Below are 17551 nucleotides of genomic sequence, written 5' to 3' on the forward strand. Positions count from 1 at the left end.
GGGCGGCCCCGGCAGGGGGGTTACGGCTTCTGGAAGCCCGCGTCCTGGAGGATCTTCTGCGCCTCGGGGCCGCTGAGCCACCGCACGAACGCGGCCGCCGCGTCGGCGTTCTTGGTGGACTTCAGGGTGGCGGCCGGGTACTGGGCCACCGCGTTCTGCGCGTCCGGGATCTCCACGGCGTCGACCTTGCCGGTCGCGCCGGCGGCGTCCGTCTTGTAGACGATGCCCGCGTCGGCCTCGCCGAGCTCGACCTTGGTGAGGACGGCCCGTACGTTCGGCTCCTGCGAGACCGGCTTGACCGTGATCTTCTGCGCGTCCAGGACCTTCTTGCTGTAGCGGCCGACCGGCACCTCGGGCGCGGCGAGCACGACCTTCAGCTTGGTGTCGGCGAGGTCCGTGAGCGCGCCGACCTTCTTGGGGTTGCCCTTGCCGGTCGCGATGACCAGCCGGTTCCTGGCGATGACGGTGGCGGCGCCGGTGTCCGCCTTGAGCCCGTCCATGGTCTTGTTGTCGGCGGTGACCAGGGCGTCGGCGGGGGCGCCCTGCTTGACCTGGGCGGCGAGCTCCTGCGACCCGGCGAAGGAGAACGTCACCTTGGTGCCCGGGTGCGCCTTCTCGTACGCGGCGCCCGCCGTCTTGAAGACGTCGGTGAGCGAGGCGGCGGCGAGGACCGTGAGCCTGGCCGCCGGCGCGCCGGTGGAACTCTTCGCGGTACCCGGGTCGTTCTTCTTGTCGTCGTCCTTGCCGCAGGCGGCGAGGGGGACGAGCAGGGCGGCGGTGACGACGGCGGCCGCGGCGCGGCGCCGGGTGAGGAAGGGGGCCATGGGGGCGGATCTCCTTGGATGCTGAGCCGCGCCGGTGACGGCGACGCCGCCGGGAACGTGGACGTGGACGTACTACGGGGACGTACGGGAACGTCCCTGAGCGGGTGCGTCCTGAGCGGTGTGCTGTTGAGCGGTGCGTATCAAGCGCGGTCGATGTGCACGCTGGTCGACTTCACGCGGGCGGTGGCCTGCATGCCGACTTCGAGCCTCAGCTCCTCGACGGCCTCCCGGGTGAGCAGCGAGACCAGCCGGTGCGGACCGGCCTGGATCTCGACCTGGGCGGCGACGTCGCCGAGCTTCACGGCGGTGACGATGCCCGGGAAGGCGTTGCGGGCGGAGGTGTAGGAGACGTCGTCCTCGCCGGTGCCGCTCTGGGCGACCTCGACGGAGAAGGCGGCCAGGTCGCGGCCGTCGATGAGACGGCGGCCGCTGTCGTCGCGGTGGGTGGCGACGCGGCCCGCGTCCGCCCAGCGGCGGGCGGTGTCGGGGCTGACCCCGAGCAGACGGGCGGCCTGGCCGATCGTGTAGGACTGCATATGCGACAAGATAGGCCAGTTCAGCCCGCATTTACAGAAGCTTTGGGCGTATGTACATCGCAGATGCGATGCCTGATGGAGGAACCTCCAGGGGGCGTGACCCGGGACGACCGGCCCTGCGGCAGGGGACTTTAGTCCCTGTTTACCATTGCTTTACTTACGCTTGGATCTTGCTCGGTAGTTGAAACTGGATCTTGTCCTGCTGTCCTCCCCTCCGCGCGTCCTCGGGCGGCCGACGGGCGCTCAGGGGGCGGATCGTGATCACGAGGACCGTGCATGTCGCTACGCCGCAGGCGTTCCAGATCCGTTGCCGCGGGCGGGATCTCCGCGCTCACCGCACTCGCCCTGCTCGGGGCGGCCGCCCCCGCCGTGGCCGACGAGGGCGGGGTGGAGGGAGCCGCCACACAGGCCGAACTGCTCGATGCCGTACGGGCGAAGAACCCCGTCGGACCGCCGGTGAAGGAAGCCGTCACGGCCGAGTCGGCGCTGCTCGCCGCGCAGGTGTACGGCCGTCGGGTGGAGGTCCTGGACCGCAGGACCGAGACGTCCACGACCTGGGCGAACCCGGAGGGCACGCTCACCACCACGCTGAGCGGCGGGCCCGTACGGCTGCTGCGGAACGGCAAGTGGGTCGACGTGGACGCCACGCTGAACCGGCGCTCGGATGGTGCGGTGGAGGCCGAGGCGCACCCCGGTGAGCTGCGGCTTGCCGGTCCCGGCGGGGCCAGGGCCCGGTCGGCGAAGGCCGCGGCCCAGGCCCCGGCCTCGGCCGCGCGCGATCTGATCACCCTCGGCGCGGGCAACCGGAAGATCGGTGTCCAGTGGAAGGGCGGGCTGCCCGCGCCGGTCCTGGACGGCCCCCGGGCCACCTACCCCGACGCCGTGCCCGGCGCCGACCTGGTCGTCGACGCCACCCGTACCGGCTTCGAGCAGTATCTGAACCTCAAGGAGCGGCCCGCCGACGGCGCCGCGCCGATGACGCTGCCGCTGCGCATCCCGGGCCTGACGGCCGCTCAGCAGGCGGACGGGTCCGTGGCGTTCACCGACCGCGAGAGCGGCGAGCGCGTCGCCACCATGCCCGCGCCGGTGATGTGGGACGCGCGGGTCGACAAGCGCTCCGGCGAACGCGTCCGTACGCAGCGGGTGCCGATGACGGTCGCGCAGGACGGCGACACGGTCGAGCTGCGGCTCACCCCGGACGCCAAGTTCCTCGCCGACCCGGCGACGCGGTACCCGGTGACGATCGACCCGGCCACCGACACGCTCTCCATCCTGTTCGACACGTTCGTGCAGGGCGGCGACACCACCGACCAGTCGGCCTCCACCGACCTCAAGCTGGGCTGGCCCGGTGACCACGCGGGCACCACCAAGCGCACCGCGCGCTCCTTCATCACCTGGGAGACCGGCCAGTTCGCGGACGCCCTGGTCACCGACGCCAAGCTGGCGCTGTACAACTACCACTCCTGGTCGTGCGAGAAGCGCGGCTGGGAGGTGTGGGCGGCCGACCCGGCCGACACGGGCAGCCGCTGGACCAGGCAGCCCGCGCTCAAGCAGAAGATGGCGACCTCGACGGAGACCCGCGGCACCGCCTGCGGCAACGCGGGCTGGGTGAGCGCGGACGTCACCGAGCTCGCAAGGACCTGGGCGAGCGCGAAGGCGGCGACGGGTTCGGTGGCGCTCAAGGCGGCGGACGAGTCGGACACGTACGGCTGGAAGCGCTTCTACTCCTCGGAGGCCACCGAGGACAAGATCCCGCAGCTCACGGTCACCTTCAACTACCGCCCGAAGACGGGCACCAACCTCCAGGCGGGCACGCCCTTCTACAGCGAGGGCGGCGTCTACAAGGTCAACAGCCTGACCCCGACGCTGAGGTTCACGACACAGGACGTGAACGAGGACGACGAGGTCCAGGGCACCTTCGAGGTGACGGACAAGGCGACGGGCGAGGTGGTGGCCCTCTTCAACTCCCCGTTCGTACGCTCCGGTTCGACCGCGTCGGCGAAGGTCCCGGCGGGCAAGCTGGCCACCGGCCGCGCGTACACCTTCCGTACGACGACCTACGACCGCCAGCACTACGCCAACGGCTGGTCGGACCCCGTGACGTTCACCGTGGACACGACGTGGAAGCCGGGCGCGGCGATCGACGCGTACGGCGCGGCGAACGCGGCGCTGGAGGCGGCGGACGTGGCTCCGGCGACGACGGGCACCTCCGCCTTCGCCGCGGTCGCGGAGACGGCGACGGGCACGGTCACCGTCCCGTGGGACGCGAACGGCAGGATTGAGGTGAAGCCCGACGACATCGCTGCGGTGGGCATCGGCTCGGGCGCCCCCCTGGTGCGGCGCGGCGTGAACGTCAACGGCAGCGTGGTGCACGCCGACCCGGCGTCGCCGGTCGACACGGTCGTCCAGCCCACCCTGGAGGGCGGCAGCCGTACGCTCCAGATCATCAAGAACGCCCAGGCGCCCCGCGAGTACCGCGTCCCGGTGGAGCTCCCGCCAGGCGCGAAGCTGCGCCAGGAGCCGGACGGCTCGGTGGTGATCGTCCCGGCGAACCCGGACGAGCCGGTGGCCCCGATCAACGCGCCGTGGGCGAAGGACGCGACGGGCAGGCCGGTCCAGACGTCGTACCGGGTGGAGGGCGACACGCTGATCCAGACGGTCTCCTTCGACGCGACGACGGCGTTCCCGGTCGTGGCCGACCCCTGGTGGAACCCGTTCAGCTGGAACTGGAAGCGGATCGGCAAGAAGGTCAAGAGCGCGGCGAAGAAGTGCGGAGTGGGAGCCCTGGCCGCGTACGTCCCGGTCCAGTCCCACCACGTCTCGGTCAACATCCAACGCGCGAGGGCGGGCCTGCGGATGGTCAAGTTCGCGGGCGGCCCGTGGGGCTATGTGTCGGTCGCGGTGGCGGGTTGCCTGATGGGCCAGCTGTCATGAGCCGGGGACGAGCGCTCCTGGGCTGGTCGGGCGAGCCGGGAAACCGCCGGGCGGCGGCGGTCGACCTGACCCTCCTCCTGGCAGTCCTGACCGGCGTGGCCCTGCTCTGCATCGCCCTGGGGGCGCCGACGTGGCTGTCCCCGCTGCTCGGCGGCGCGGCCGGAGCGGCGAGCACGCGGCTGCGGGCGGGGGAGCGGATCACCGGGTCCGCGACCCGGAGGAAGCGGGACTGAGGGGCGCGGCGGCGGAGGCCGCGTGAAGGGGGGCGCTACCGGGAGCCGGTGGCGCCCCTTACGGCCACACCAGGCAGTAAGGCTGATGCCCGGCCTCATGCAGCCGGATGGAAAAGTCCTGCCACTCGTGCAGCAGCTGGTACACGTTGAACGCGTCGCGCGGGCCGCCGCGGTCCGGGACCGTGGACCAGATGAAGGCCGCCGCGCCCACCGTCTCCTCGCCCACGCCCCGCAGCGGGTCCACGACCGTCATCGGGAGCTTGACCACCGCGTAGTCGGGGTGGAGGACGACCAGCTCCAGCGGGGGGACCTTGTGCAGCGGTATGCCCTGGATGCCGGTGAGGACCATCGCGGCGACCGTCTCCGGCTTGATCTTGGTGAACATGCCGCCCATGCCGAGCTCGTCGCCGCCGAGCTCCTCGGGGCGCATCGAGATCGGCACCCGGGCCGCGGTGGCTCCGTCGGGCGCGCCGAAGTACTTGTAGGTCACCCCCACTCGGCCACTCCCGTTTCCCGGACCCGTGACGCGGTCGATCCGTTCGATCCGTTCCTCCGCGTCGCGCCGGTGCCGTCCCCGCCGACGGGCGCGCTCGGGACCCCGGTCATCGGTCCCCTCGCCCAGTCCGCCACCGCGATGCATATCTTTCACCCGATTGCTTGTAGCCCGACTGCTTTGTAGACGGCGCGACCCCCGCCGCGCAACCCGATCATCGTGTCAGTGACCTCCCCCACCGGGGTGCGGTGAAACACCTGTCCGCAAGAACGTCCGGGCCTCTGCCACCATGGCCTGTGTGAGCTATCCGTACGAATACGACGCCCCAGTTTCGCAGACGCTATTCGACCGCGCGTCCCTCGTGACGCCCGGCGGCGTGAACTCCCCCGTCCGTGCCTTCCGGGCCGTGGGCGGTACGCCCCGGTTCATGGTGTCCGGCAAGGGGCCCTATCTGACCGACGCCGACGGGCGCGAGTACGTCGACCTGGTGTGTTCCTGGGGTCCGATGATCCTCGGGCACTCGCACCCGGATGTGATCGCCGCCGTGCAGGAGGCCGTCGCGCGCGGCACCTCGTTCGGTACGCCCGGTGAGGGCGAGGTCGCGCTCGCCGAGGAGATCGTCGCCCGGATCGAGCCCGTCGAGCAGGTCCGCCTGGTGTCCTCGGGCACCGAGGCGACCATGTCCGCGATCCGGCTCGCCCGCGGCTTCACCGGCCGCGCCAAGGTGATCAAGTTCGCCGGTTGCTACCACGGTCATGTCGACGCGCTGCTGGCCGCCGCCGGTTCCGGCGTGGCCACGTTCGGGCTGCCGGACACCCCGGGCGTCACCGGCGCCCAGGCCGGCGACACGATCGTGCTCCCGTACAACGATCTGGAGGCGGTGCACGCGGCCTTCCACGCGCACCCCGGCGAGATCGCCTGTGTGATCACGGAGGCCTCGCCCGGCAACATGGGCGTCGTGCCCCCGGCGGACGGCTTCAACGCCGGTCTCAAGGCCGCCTGCGCCAAGAACGGCGCGCTGTTCATCTCCGACGAGGTCATGACCGGCTTCCGGACCTCGAAGGCCGGCTGGTACGGCGTCGACGGCGTGAAGCCCGATCTCATGACCTTCGGCAAGGTCATGGGCGGCGGCTTCCCCGCCGCGGCCTTCGGCGGCCGCGCCGACGTGATGGCCCACCTCGCCCCGGCCGGACCCGTCTACCAGGCGGGCACCCTCTCCGGGAACCCGGTCGCCACCGCCGCGGGCCTCGCCCAGCTGCGGCTGCTCGACGACGCCGCGTACGAGAAGGTCGACGCGGTGTCGAAGGAGATCCAGGGGCTGGTCACGGCCGCCCTGACCAAGGAGGGCGTCGCCCACCGGCTCCAGACGGCGAGCAACATGTTCTCCGTCTTCTTCACCTCCAGGGAAGTGCGCGACTACGAGGACGCGAAGAAGCAGGAAGCCTTCCGCTTCACCGCCTTCTTCCACGCGATGCTGGCGAACGGCGTCTACCTGCCGCCGTCCGCCTTCGAGTCCTGGTTCGTCTCGACCGCCCACGACGAGCGCGCGATCGAGCGTGTCGCGGCCGCGCTGCCCGCCGCCGCCCGTGCCGCAGCGGAGGCCACCGCATGAGCGAGAACCCCACCGAGGACATCACCGTCGTGCACCTTATGCGCCACGGTGAGGTCCACAACCCCGACGGCGTGCTCTACGGCCGCCGCGCCGGGTACCACCTCTCCGAGCTCGGCCGCCAGATGGCCGACCGGGTCGCCGAGCACCTTGCGGGCCGCGACATCACGCACGTGGTGGCGTCCCCGCTGGAGCGCGCCCAGGAGACGGCCACCCCGATCGCCAAGGCGCACGGGCTCGACCTCGGCACCGACGAGCGGCTGATCGAGGCGGGCAACGTCTTCGAGGGCAAGACCTTCGGCGTCGGTGACGGCGCCCTGCGCAAGCCCGCCAACTGGAAGCACCTCACCAACCCGTTCCGCCCGTCCTGGGGCGAGCCGTACGTCGAGCAGGTCGTCCGCATGATGGGCGCCCTCGACGCGGCCCGCGACGCGGCCCGCGGCCATGAGGCGGTGCTTGTCAGCCACCAACTGCCGATCTGGACCGTGCGCTCGTTCGTGGAGCGGCGGCGGCTGTGGCACGACCCGCGCAAGCGGCAGTGCACGCTCGCCTCGCTGACCTCGTTCACGTACCGGGGCGACAAGATCGTCTCGGTGGGCTACAGCGAGCCGGCCCGCGACCTGGTCCCGGCGCATCTCCTCGCAGGGGCGAAGCCGGTGAAGGGGAAGGCGAAGGCCTTCGGCGCCTGAGCCCCGACGGGCGGGCGCGGGCCGTGGGTCGGCCCGCACCCGCCCGCCCTCATTGCCTGCACCCCGCGACCCCCTCGTCGCCCTGCGTACAACAGAACTGACGATCCGTACGATTTGCGAAGTTTTGTGCGACTGTACGGAACCATCGCGTCCCCACAGGCATCTCATCTGATGTCCACAGGGCTGTGGCCGGTGTGGACACCGGGGACGACGATGCGATGGGGACGAACGGTATGCGTGGGATCAGTCGAAGGGGAATGCTCGGGCTGGGACTGGGGGCGGCCGCCGCGGTCGGTGTGGCCGGTTGCGGTGGCGGTGACTCGGACGGCGGCAAGACCGGTACCGGCAGCGACAAGGGAGCCCAGGGCTCCGGCAAGAAGGCGGACGCCAAGCTCATCGGTGACGGCTCCACCGCCGACACCGGCAAGCAGCCGCACCAGCCCGCCAAGCCCGTCCCCCTCGAACCCGGCCAGACCCCGCCGCAGTTCGTGGTCTTCTCCTGGGACGGCGCCGGCGAGGTCGGCAACGGCCTCTTCCCGCGCTTCCTGGACCTCGCCAAGGACCACGGCGCCTCGATGACCTTCTTCCTCTCCGGGCTCTATCTGCTGCCCGAGTCGAAGAAGCGGCTCTACCACCCGCCGAACAACAAGGTCGGCGCCTCGGACATCGGCTACCTCACCGACGACCACGTCAAGGCGACCCTGACCAACGTGCGCCGGGCCTGGAACGAGGGCCACGAGATAGGCACCCACTTCAACGGCCACTTCTGCTCCGGCCGTGGCGACGTCGCCAACTGGACCCCGGCCCAGTGGCAGAGCGAGATCGACCAGGCGATGTCGTTCGTCACCAACTGGAAGACGAACACCGGCTGGACCGACGAGGACCCGCTCCCGTTCGACTACAAGCGCGAGCTCATCGGCGGCCGCACCCCGTGTCTGCGCGGCCAGGACAACCTGCTGCCGACCGCGCAGAAGCTCGGCTGGCGCTACGACGCCTCCTCGCCCGGCGGCACGCAGGTCTGGCCGGTCAAGCGCCACGGCCTGTGGGACCTGCCGCTCCAGCAGATCCCCTTCCCGGGGCACTCCTTCCAGGTCCTCTCGATGGACTACAACATCCTCGCCAATCAGTCGAAGAATTCGACCAAGGCGCCGCCGGCGAACTACCCGGGCTGGCGCAAGCAGGCCACCGAGGCGTATCTCCAGGGATTCAAGCGCGCCTACGAGACGAATCGCGCGCCCTTCTACATCGGCAACCACTTCGAGCAGTGGAACGGCGGCATCTACATGGACGCCGTCGAGGAGGCGCTCAAGGGGATGGCGGGCAAGAAGGACGTACGCCTGGTCTCCTTCCGGCAGTACTGCGACTGGCTCGACGTCCAGGACCCGAAGGTCCTCGCGAAGCTGCGTACGCTGGGGGTCGGCCAGAAGCCCACCGGTGGCTGGAACACGTTCCTTCAGCAGGCGTGAGGCGCGGAGCAGGCACTACGGGTGCGCGGCGCGGCTCTTTAGGCGGCCTTGACAAGGGTCTTTACGGGCACTCAGGGGGGTGCCCAAGATCCCCCAAACGGTCATGCGAAACTTTTCACATGTCCGTGAGTCCTGCCCTTCCCCGTCGCCGCGCCTTCCTGCTGGTCACGGCAGTCGCGGCCACCGGTGCGCTGACCCTCACCTCGTGCGGCTCCGGTGGCACGTCCGGCGGATCGGGCGACACCAAGTTCGTCACCGGAACCGGCGGCATCTCCACCGTCGCCAAGGGCGGCCGGCACGCCGCGCCCAAGCTCTCCGGTGAAACCGTCGACGGCAAGCAGCTCGACGTCGCCGATCTCAAGGGCAAGGTCGTCGTGCTGAATGTGTGGGGCTCGTGGTGCGCGCCCTGCCGGGCCGAGGCGCCCTATCTCAGCAAGGTCGCCAAGGAAACCCGCTCGCAGGGCGTCGAGTTCGTGGGAATCAATACCCGCGACACGGACAAGGGCCCGGCCGTCGCGTTCGAGAAGCAATTCGAGGCGGACTATCCGAGTCTGTACGACCCGATCGGCAAGCTGATTCTCCGCTTCCCCAAGGGAAGCCTGAATCCGCAGGCCATTCCGTCGACGATCGTGCTCGACAAGGACGGAAAGATCGCGGCCCGGGCGCTGATGGCGCTCGACGACAAGAAGCTCCACCAGATGATCGACCCGCTGATCGCGGAGAAGTGATTCCGTGGACGCGTCCCTGACCGTACTCGCCGCGCAGTCGACACTCGCCGCCCAGGCGACGCCCGGCGTGAACGACACGGTCCTGAGCGGGGCCCTGCTCGTCGCGCTGCCGGTGGCCGTGCTCGGCGGGCTGATCTCGTTCTTCTCGCCCTGCGTCCTGCCGCTGGTGCCCGGCTACCTCAGTTACGTGACGGGTGTCACCGGCACCGATCTGGCGGAGGCCAAGCGCGGCCGGATGGTCGCCGGGGCCAGTCTCTTCGTCCTCGGGTTCACCGCCGTCTTCGTCTCCGGCGGGGCCCTGTTCGGCTTCTTCGGCCAGACGCTCCAGGACCACAACGACACGCTCTCCAAGATCCTCGGCGTGCTGATGATCCTGATGGGCGTCTTCTTCATGGGCCTGATGCCCTGGCTCACCCAGCGCGAGTTCCGGTTCCACAAGCGGCCGGTGACCGGGCTCGCGGGGGCGCCGATACTGGGCGCCCTCTTCGGCGTCGGCTGGACGCCGTGCCTGGGGCCGACGCTCACCTCGGTGAACGTGCTGGCGATGGACCAGGCGAGCGCGGGCCGCGGCGCCATACTGACCGTCGCGTACTGCGTCGGTCTCGGACTGCCGTTCGTGCTGGCGGCGGTCGCCTTCCGCAAGGCCCTCGGCGCCTTCGGCTGGGTGAAGCGGCACTACGCGTGGGTGATGCGCACCGGAGGCGTGATGATGATCGCGACCGGTCTGCTGCTGCTCACCGGGGCCTGGGCGGAGCTCATCCAGCAGGTGCAGGTGTGGTCCAACGGCTTCCAGGTGGGTGTCTGAACATGAGCAAGACCGAAGCGGCCCCGGAAGAGGCGCCGCGAACCGTGGCGGAAGCGGGCGGGGCCGAACGGGCCGCCGACGAGCGCGAGCTCGGCGCGGCCGGGTCGCAGCTTTCCACGGCCCCGGCCGAGGACCTGTCCAACGGCCCGGTCGGCATCGGTGTGCTCGGCTGGGCGCGCTGGTTCTGGCGCCAGCTGACCTCGATGCGGGTCGCCCTCGTCCTGCTGCTGCTGCTCTCCCTCGGCTCGATCCCCGGCTCGCTGATCCCGCAGACCAATGTGGACGAGCTGAAGGTCGCCGACTTCCAGAAGCGGCACGACACGATCTCGCCGATCTACGAGAAGCTCGGCATGTTCCACGTCTACAGCTCGGTGTGGTTCTCCGCGATCTACATCCTGCTGTTCGTCTCCCTCATCGGCTGCATCGTCCCGCGCACCTGGCAGTTCGTCGGCCAGCTGCGCGGCCGCCCGCCGGGCGCGCCCCGGATGCTGACCCGGCTGCCCGCGTACACCACCTGGCGCACCGAGGCCGATCCGGAGCAGGTGCGCGCGGCCGCGGCCGCGATGCTGAAGAAGCGCCGCTTCCGTACGCACGTCGTGGGGGACGCGGTCGCCGCGGAGAAGGGCTACCTCCGCGAGGCCGGGAACCTGATCTTCCACGTCTCGCTGATCCTCATCCTGGTGGCGTTCGCCGTCGGCCAGCTCTTCAAGTCCGAGGGCGGCAAGCTGATCGTCCAGGGCGACGGGTTCTCCAACACGCTCACCCAGTACGACGACTTCAAGTCCGGCTCGCTGTTCAAGACGGACGACCTCGCGCCGTTCAGCTTCACCCTCGACCGCTTCGACGCCACGTACGAGCGCAGCGGGCCCAACCTCGGCACCGCCCGCGAGTTCGTGGCGCACGTCACCTACTCCGAGGGCGCCGACGGCAAGCCGCAGAAGAAGGCCATCGAGGTCAACAAGCCGCTGGTGGTCGACGGCTCCAAGGTCTACCTGCTGGCCCACGGCTACGCGCCGACCGTCACCGTCAAGGACGGCCGCGGCAAGGTCGTCTTCCACGGCGCCGTGCCGCTGCTGCCCATCGACAACAACATCTCCTCCAGCGGCGCGATCAAGGTGTACGACGGCTACACCGACGCCAAGGGCAAGTGGGACCAGCTGGGCTTCGCCGCGTTCTTCGTGCCGACCTACGGCGGCAAGGGCAACGGGACGATGTTCTCCCAGTTCCCGGCGCTGGACTTCCCCGTCCTCAACGTCGGCGCGTACCACGGAAGCCTCGGGGTCAACTCCGGGCTGCCGCAGAACGTGTACCAGCTCGACACCGACAAGATGAAGCCCTTCAAGGACGACCAGGGCAAGGTCCTCAAGAAGACCCTGCTGCCCGGCGAGACGCTGACGCTTCCGGAGGGCGCCGGGTCGATCACCTTCGACAAGGACATCAAGCAGTGGGCGAGCTTCCAGATCTCCCAGCAGCCCGGCAACAACCTCGCCCTGACCGGCTCGGTCCTGGCGATCGCGGGCCTGGCCGGGTCGCTGTTCATCCAGCGGCGCCGGGTGTGGGTCCGCGCCGTACCCGGTAAGGACGGCGTCACCGTCGTCGAGATGGCGGGGCTTGGGCGGAGCGAGTCCGCGAAGCTCCCCGAGGAGCTGGCCGATCTCGCGGTCACGCTCATTCCAGAGGCGCCGACCGCGCCTGATCCCGCACCTGAGCCCGCCAAGGACCAGGTGGCAGAACCTGCCGAAGCTGAAGCCGAAGCTGAAGGGGCCGAGAAGTGATCCTCGCCGCCACAACCAACGAGAGCCTGGCGCACACCAGTAACTACCTGATCTATTCGGCGATGGCGGTCTATCTGCTGGCCTTCTTCGCGCACATGGCGGAGTGGATCCTCGGCAGCCGCAGCAAGGTCGCCCGCACGGCGGCCGCGCTCACCGCCGACGCCTCCTCCTCGGCGGCGGACTCGGGCACGGTGAAGGTGCAGGTCGCCACGAAGGGCGGCGGCACCGCGGTCCTGGAACGGCCCAAGGTCGTCACCCGCTCCTCGTCCGGCAACCGCGACGTGCCCGACGGGCCGGGCGCGGCGGGCGGCGATGTGAAGGGCGACCTCTACGGCCGTATCGCCGTGTCCTTCACCGTGCTCGCGTTCCTCGTCGAGTTCTCCGGTGTGCTCACCCGCGCGCTGTCCGTGCAGCGGGCGCCGTGGGGCAACATGTACGAGTTCAACCTCACCTTCTCCACCGTCGCCGTCGGTGTGTACGTCGCGCTGCTCGCGCTGAAGAAGAACGTGCGCTGGCTGGGCCTTCCGCTGGTCACCTCGGTCCTCCTCGACCTCGGCCTCGCTGTCACTGTCTTGTACACCGCCAGCGACCAGTTGGTTCCCGCCCTGCACTCGTACTGGCTGTGGATCCACGTCTCCACCGCGATCTTCTGCGGCGCGGTCTTCTACGTGGGCGCCGTCGCCACGATCCTGTACCTCTTCCGGGACCGGTACGAGGCGAAGCTCGCGGAGGGCGGCAAGCCGGGCTCCTTCGCCACCTCGGTCCTGGAGCGGCTGCCGGCCGCGGCGTCCCTGGACAAGTTCGCGTACCGGGTCAACGCGGCGGTCTTCCCGCTGTGGACGTTCACGATCATCGCGGGCGCGATCTGGGCGGGCGACGCGTGGGGCCGCTACTGGGGCTGGGACCCCAAGGAGGTCTGGTCCTTCATCACGTGGGTCGCGTACGCCTGCTATCTGCACGCGCGCGCCACGGCGGGCTGGAAGGGCCGCAAGGCCGCGACGCTGGCGCTGCTGGCGTTCGGTTGCTGGCTCTTCAACTACTACGGCGTCAACATCTTCGTGAACGGCAAGCACTCGTACGCGGGGGTGTAGCCGACGGGCGGCGTGCGTCTGTTCGGGTGACACTGGTGCCATGACGGATGTGATCCCTCATGGCACCAGTGAGATCCACGACGGCGCCTGGCTCCTCCGCTACGAGCTCCACCTGCCGCACCCGCAGGAGCGGGTCTGGGCGGCCGTCGCCACCCCCGAGGGCCTGCGCGGCTGGCTCTGCGCGGCGGATGTGCTGGAGCCCCGTCTCGGCGGCGCGGTGACGCTGCGCTGGCTCAACGCGGGGCCGGAGGGGGTGCACTCGGGGCACGTCACGGCGTGGGCGCCGGAGACGGTGGCCGAGTACTCGGTCGACCTCCACGGCCGGATCCGCTTCCACCTGGAGTCCGTGGCTCCGTCGGCGACGGTGCTGCGCTTCACGAACGAGTTCCCCGGGGACGACGCGCTGCGCCTGGACTGCCTGGCGGGCTGGCACGACCACTTCGACTTCCTCGTCGACGCGCTGTCGGGCCGTCCGAAGGACTGGTCGACGTGGTCGGCGGGGCGCTGGCAGGCGCTGCGGGCCGCGTACGCGGGGCGCTAGGGGCTGCGCCCCGGGCCCCGTGTTTGCCTGCGGCCCGGTGGTCGGTTGCTCGCGCAGTTCCCCGCGCCCCTGAGATGCGCCCCTGCGGGGCGCCCAGGGGATTGCCGCGCAGCGGCACTCAAGGGGCGCGGGGAACTGCGCGCTCAGCCATCTACGGTCCGCAGACGAACACGCTCCAGGGGCGCAGCCCCCGGCCGCCCGCCAGAGGGCTTTCGGGAAGGGGCGGGGTGGGGGCTCAAAAGCCGTTACGCCTGCGGGTCGTCCTTCGGCGGCCTCTTCAGGCTGGCCAGGAATTCCGGGTTGTCGTCCGGGGCCGTCCAGGACTGGGCCGGGGCGCGGCGCGGGCGGCCCGCGAAGAGCCAGGCGACCGGGCCGATCAGCACTTCGCCGAAGAGCAGGATCACGATGACCCACACCACCTTGGGAAGGCCCCGCACCTCCTCCTCCGGCGTGTTCAGACAGTCGATGAACGCGTAGATCCACAGCGCCAGGACCAGCAGGAACGGCAGATACCTGAGCATGTTCGGGTGGTCCCCCCAGGGAACGGCGGCGGGGCGTCCGGCGGCCCCGGTGACGGGCCCAGGGTAACCGGTGCCCGATACTTGACCCCATGGCTTACGACGATCTTCGCTCGCTCCTGAGGGCGCTGGAGCGTGAGGGCGACCTCATCCGCATCAAGGCCGAAGTCGACCCGTACCTGGAGGTCGGGGAGATCGTCGACCGCGTCAACAAGGCCGGCGGCCCCGCGCTCCTCTTCGAGAACGTCAAGGGATCCGCGATGCCCTTGGCCATGAACGTGTACGGCACCGACCGCCGCCTCCTCAAGTCCCTCGGGCTGAAGTCGTACGAGGAGATCAGCGAGAAGATCGGCGGGCTGCTCAAGCCCGAGCTCCCGCACGGCTTCGTCGGCGTCCGGGAGGCCTTCGGCAAGCTCGGCTCGATGGTCCACGTCCCGCCGAAGAAGGTGAAGGACGCGCCCGTCCAGGAGGTCGTCCTCACCGGCGACGACGTCGACCTGGAGCAGCTGCCCGCCCTGTTCACCTGGCCGGAGGACGGCGGGTCCTTCTTCAACCTCGGGCTGACCCACACCAAGCACCCCGAGACCGGCGTGCGCAACCTCGGGCTCTACCGGCTCCAGCGCCACGACAAGCGCACCATCGGCATGCACTGGCAGATCCACAAGGACAGCCGCAACCACTACGCCGTGGCGGCCAAGAAGGGCGAGCGGCTGCCCGTCGCCATCGCCTTCGGCTGCCCGCCCGCCGTCACGTACGCCTCCACCGCGCCGCTGCCCGGCGACATGGACGAGTACATGCTCGCCGGGTTCATCCAGGGCAAGCGCGTCGAGATGGTCGACTGCAAGACCGTGCCGCTCCAGGTGCCGGCGCACGCCGAGGTCGTCATCGAGGGGTGGCTGGAGCCGGGCGAGATGCTGCCCGAGGGGCCGTTCGGCGACCACACGGGCTTCTACACGCCGCAGGAGCCGTTCCCGGCGCTCACCATCGACTGTGTGACCATGCGCAAGCGTCCGCTGCTCCAGTCCATCGTCGTGGGGCGGCCCCCGACCGAGGACGGGCCGCTGGGGCGCGCCACCGAGCGGTTCTTCCTGCCGCTGCTCAAGGTGATCGTGCCGGACATCGTCGACTACCACCTGCCGGAGTCCGGAGGCTTCCACAACTGCGCGATCGTCTCGATCGAGAAGAAGTACCCCAAGCACGCGCAGAAGGTGATGCACGCGATCTGGGGAGCGCACATGATGTCGCTCACCAAGCTCATCGTGGTCGTCGACGCCGACTGCGATGTGCACAACCTGCACGAGGTCTCCTGGCGGGCCCTCGGCAACACCGACTACGCCCGTGACCTCACCGTCGTCGAGGGCCCGGTCGACCACCTCGACCACGCCTCGTACCAGCAGTTCTGGGGCGGCAAGGCGGGGATCGACGCGACCGCGAAGTGGCCCGAGGAGGGCTACACCCGGGACGGCGGCTGGCCGCACATGGTCGAGTCGGACCCGGACACGGCGGCGAAGGTCGACCGCCGCTGGAAGGAGTACGGCCTCAAGTGAGCGCCTCAGCCGCAGCAGTTCCGCAGCCCGGACGGACCAGGGCGTTCCTTCGTCTGGTCATGATCGAGCACTCGGTCTTCGCGCTGCCCTTCGCCTACATCGCCGCCCTCACCGCGATGTTCCAGCTGGACGAGGAGATCCACTGGGGCAAGCTACTCCTGGTCACGATCGCCATGGTGGGTCTGCGGACGTTCGCGATGGCCTGCAACCGGATCATCGACCGCGAGATCGACGCCCGCAATCCGCGCACCGCCTCCCGCGAGCTGGTCACCGGCGCGGTGAGCGTGCGCTCGGCCTGGACCGGCGCGCTCGTCGCCGTCGTCGTCTTCCTCGGCGCGGCCGCCCTGCTCAACCCGCTGTGCCTGGCGCTCGCGCCGATCGCCGTGATCCCGATGGTCGTCTATCCGTACGGGAAGCGGTTCACCAACTTCCCGCACGCGATCCTCGGTCTCGCGCAGGCGATGGGCCCGGTCGGCGCCTGGCTCGCCGTCACCGGCGAGTGGTCCGGGGACGCGGTGATCCTCGGGCTCGCCGTCGGCGTCTGGATCGGCGGGTTCGATCTGATCTTCGGCAGCCAGGACGTCCAGGCCGACCGCGCCCATGGCGTGAAGTCGGTACCGGCCCGCTTCGGCGTCCCGGCCGCGCTGTACGGGGCGCGCGCCTGTCATGTCGTCACCACGGCGCTGCTCGTCTGGTACGCGCTGGCGACCGAGGCCGGGGCGTTCTTCTGGACCGGGCTCGTGGTCGTGGCGGTGGCGTTCGTCTACGAGCACACGATCGTCAAGCCGCACGACCTGTCCAGGTTGAACCGCGCGTTCTTCACCACGAACGGGTTCATCGGGATCTCGCTCTTCGTCTGCGCGCTCCTCGACCTGCTGGTGCGCGGGCTCTCGGTGTGACCGTTCCCGCCCCCGGATGGCCGGATAGGCTCGGACACGTGGAGCAGGTGAACGTACACAGTCAGCGAGAGGCGGCGCCGCGCACGCCCTGGGTCGTCGGGGTCTCCGGTGCGTCCGGGACGCCGTACGCGGCGGCCGTGCTGCGGGGGTTGCTGGACGCGGGCGAGAGCGTGGACCTGGTGGTCTCGCGGGCCTCGCGGCTGACGCTGCTCGACGAGACCGGGATCGCCTTCCGCGACGCGCACTGGCGCGAGGACCTCGCGCAGTGGCTGGCGCGGGGGGCGGACGGGAAGCCGGGCACCTTCGAGGTGGACGTGGCGCGGGTACGGCACTGGAGCGCCGGGGATCTCGGCGCCGGGCCGTCGTCCGGGTCGTACCCGGTCAAGGGGATGCTGATCGTGCCCGCCAGCACGGCCTGTGTGGCCGGGGTGGCGCTGGGGCTTTCGAAGGACCTGTTGCAGCGGGCCGCGAGCGTGACGCTCAAGGAGCGGCGGAAGCTGGTGGTGGCGGTCAGGGAGACACCGCTCAACGGTCAGACGCTCAGGCATCTGGTGACGCTGGACGAGGCGGGCGCCGTGGTGCTGCCCGCCTCTCCGGCGTTCTACGCGGGGGCGACGCACATCCAGGATCTGGTGGACTTCGTCGCCGGGCGGGTGCTGGACGCGGCCGGTGTGCCGCACAGTCTGTACCGCCGGTGGGAGGGAGAGCTCGGGGGAGGCTCTCGACCCGGTTAGCGCTTCTTGGCGGCGCGCTTGAGGGCGCGGCGCTGCGTCGCGGTGGGCTGGTGGGCACGCGAGCGGTTGGCCAGGTCCTGAAGCTCGCGCATACGGGCGTAGGCCATCTCGATCGTGTACACGGTGTCG

18 protein-coding genes are annotated in these 17551 nt (G+C 70.3%); 13 read left to right on the forward strand and 5 right to left on the reverse strand.

The window, feature by feature from the left end; genetic code table 11:
* Positions 1-20: 20 nt before the first annotated feature.
* On the reverse strand, positions 21-824 hold the full coding sequence (gene modA / locus BX283_RS23475; RefSeq protein WP_101389494.1) for a molybdate ABC transporter substrate-binding protein: 804 nt from the start codon (positions 822-824) through the stop codon (positions 21-23).
* Positions 825-964: 140 nt separating this feature from the next.
* The gene (locus BX283_RS23480; RefSeq protein ID WP_101389495.1) at positions 965-1360 is read right to left on the reverse strand and encodes a molybdopterin-binding protein; all 396 of its coding nucleotides are present in this window, start codon (positions 1358-1360) and stop codon (positions 965-967) included.
* Between the two features lie 276 nt (positions 1361-1636).
* On the opposite strand from BX283_RS23480, the gene BX283_RS23485 reads away from it, so the two are divergent.
* Together BX283_RS23485 and BX283_RS23490 are read left to right on the forward strand one after the other, a co-directional pair.
* Positions 1637-4294, forward strand: a complete 2658-nt coding sequence (locus tag BX283_RS23485; protein WP_101389496.1) for a DNRLRE domain-containing protein — start codon at positions 1637-1639, stop codon at positions 4292-4294.
* Positions 4291-4527: a hypothetical protein gene (locus BX283_RS23490; RefSeq protein ID WP_101389497.1), complete on the forward strand. Its 237-nt coding sequence runs from the start codon at positions 4291-4293 to the stop codon at positions 4525-4527. The genes BX283_RS23485 and BX283_RS23490 overlap by 4 nt, the downstream gene beginning before the upstream one ends.
* 58 nt (positions 4528-4585) lie before the next feature.
* Here BX283_RS23490 and BX283_RS23495 read toward each other — a convergent pair whose 3' ends face one another.
* Positions 4586-5167 carry a hypothetical protein gene (locus tag BX283_RS23495; RefSeq protein ID WP_101389498.1) on the reverse strand — a complete coding sequence of 194 codons (582 nt, stop codon included), beginning with the start codon at positions 5165-5167 and terminating at the stop codon, positions 4586-4588.
* A gap of 142 nt (positions 5168-5309) precedes the next feature.
* Between BX283_RS23495 and hemL the strand changes: the two genes are divergently transcribed.
* The 8 genes from hemL (at position 5310) to BX283_RS23535 (ending at position 13724) form a co-directional block, all read left to right on the forward strand.
* Positions 5310-6632: a glutamate-1-semialdehyde 2,1-aminomutase gene (hemL, locus tag BX283_RS23500; RefSeq protein ID WP_101389499.1), complete on the forward strand. Its 1323-nt coding sequence runs from the start codon at positions 5310-5312 to the stop codon at positions 6630-6632.
* Complete coding sequence (locus BX283_RS23505) at positions 6629-7318, forward strand: histidine phosphatase family protein (RefSeq protein WP_101389500.1); 690 nt, start codon at positions 6629-6631, stop codon at positions 7316-7318. The genes hemL and BX283_RS23505 overlap by 4 nt, the downstream gene beginning before the upstream one ends.
* A 233-nt stretch (positions 7319-7551) precedes the next feature.
* Positions 7552-8784: a hypothetical protein gene (locus BX283_RS23510; RefSeq protein WP_101392536.1), complete on the forward strand. Its 1233-nt coding sequence runs from the start codon at positions 7552-7554 to the stop codon at positions 8782-8784.
* A 119-nt stretch (positions 8785-8903) separates the two neighbouring features.
* Positions 8904-9512, forward strand: a complete 609-nt coding sequence (locus BX283_RS23515) for a TlpA disulfide reductase family protein (RefSeq protein WP_101389501.1) — start codon at positions 8904-8906, stop codon at positions 9510-9512.
* 4 nt (positions 9513-9516) lie between these two features.
* Entirely contained in the window at positions 9517-10317 is an 801-nt protein-coding gene (locus BX283_RS23520) for a cytochrome c biogenesis CcdA family protein (RefSeq protein ID WP_373979283.1), read from the forward strand.
* 2 nt (positions 10318-10319) lie between these two features.
* On the forward strand, positions 10320-12092 hold the full coding sequence (locus BX283_RS23525; protein ID WP_101389502.1) for a cytochrome c biogenesis protein ResB: 1773 nt from the start codon (positions 10320-10322) through the stop codon (positions 12090-12092).
* Positions 12089-13183, forward strand: coding sequence for a c-type cytochrome biogenesis protein CcsB (gene ccsB, locus BX283_RS23530; RefSeq protein ID WP_101389503.1), 1095 nt, complete (start codon positions 12089-12091; stop codon positions 13181-13183). Before BX283_RS23525 ends, ccsB begins: the two co-directional genes overlap by 4 nt.
* 40 nt (positions 13184-13223) lie before the next feature.
* Positions 13224-13724, forward strand: coding sequence for an SRPBCC domain-containing protein (locus BX283_RS23535; protein WP_101389504.1), 501 nt, complete (start codon positions 13224-13226; stop codon positions 13722-13724).
* Positions 13725-13969: 245 nt separating this feature from the next.
* Here BX283_RS23535 and BX283_RS23540 read toward each other — a convergent pair whose 3' ends face one another.
* Complete coding sequence (locus tag BX283_RS23540; RefSeq protein WP_101389505.1) at positions 13970-14245, reverse strand: PLD nuclease N-terminal domain-containing protein; 276 nt, start codon at positions 14243-14245, stop codon at positions 13970-13972.
* Positions 14246-14334: 89 nt separating this feature from the next.
* On the opposite strand from BX283_RS23540, the gene BX283_RS23545 reads away from it, so the two are divergent.
* The 3 genes from BX283_RS23545 to BX283_RS23555 are packed head-to-tail and all read left to right on the forward strand — an operon-like array spanning position 14335 to position 17422.
* Positions 14335-15789 (forward strand): menaquinone biosynthesis decarboxylase, encoded by a 1455-nt coding sequence (locus BX283_RS23545; RefSeq protein WP_101389506.1) that lies wholly within the window; start codon positions 14335-14337, stop codon positions 15787-15789.
* Complete coding sequence (gene mqnP, locus BX283_RS23550; RefSeq protein ID WP_101389507.1) at positions 15786-16688, forward strand: menaquinone biosynthesis prenyltransferase MqnP; 903 nt, start codon at positions 15786-15788, stop codon at positions 16686-16688. The genes BX283_RS23545 and mqnP overlap by 4 nt, the downstream gene beginning before the upstream one ends.
* A 38-nt stretch (positions 16689-16726) precedes the next feature.
* Complete coding sequence (locus tag BX283_RS23555; RefSeq protein WP_257583667.1) at positions 16727-17422, forward strand: UbiX family flavin prenyltransferase; 696 nt, start codon at positions 16727-16729, stop codon at positions 17420-17422.
* On the opposite strand, the gene BX283_RS41680 is transcribed toward BX283_RS23555, so the two are convergent.
* Positions 17419-17544, reverse strand: coding sequence for a hypothetical protein (locus BX283_RS41680; protein WP_257584470.1), 126 nt, complete (start codon positions 17542-17544; stop codon positions 17419-17421). The two genes, BX283_RS23555 and BX283_RS41680, sit on opposite strands and share 4 nt — an antisense overlap.
* Positions 17545-17551 lie beyond the last annotated feature (7 nt).

It is taken from the genome of Streptomyces sp. TLI_146, from assembly GCF_002846415.1.
Lineage (GTDB): Bacteria > Actinomycetota > Actinomycetes > Streptomycetales > Streptomycetaceae > Streptomyces.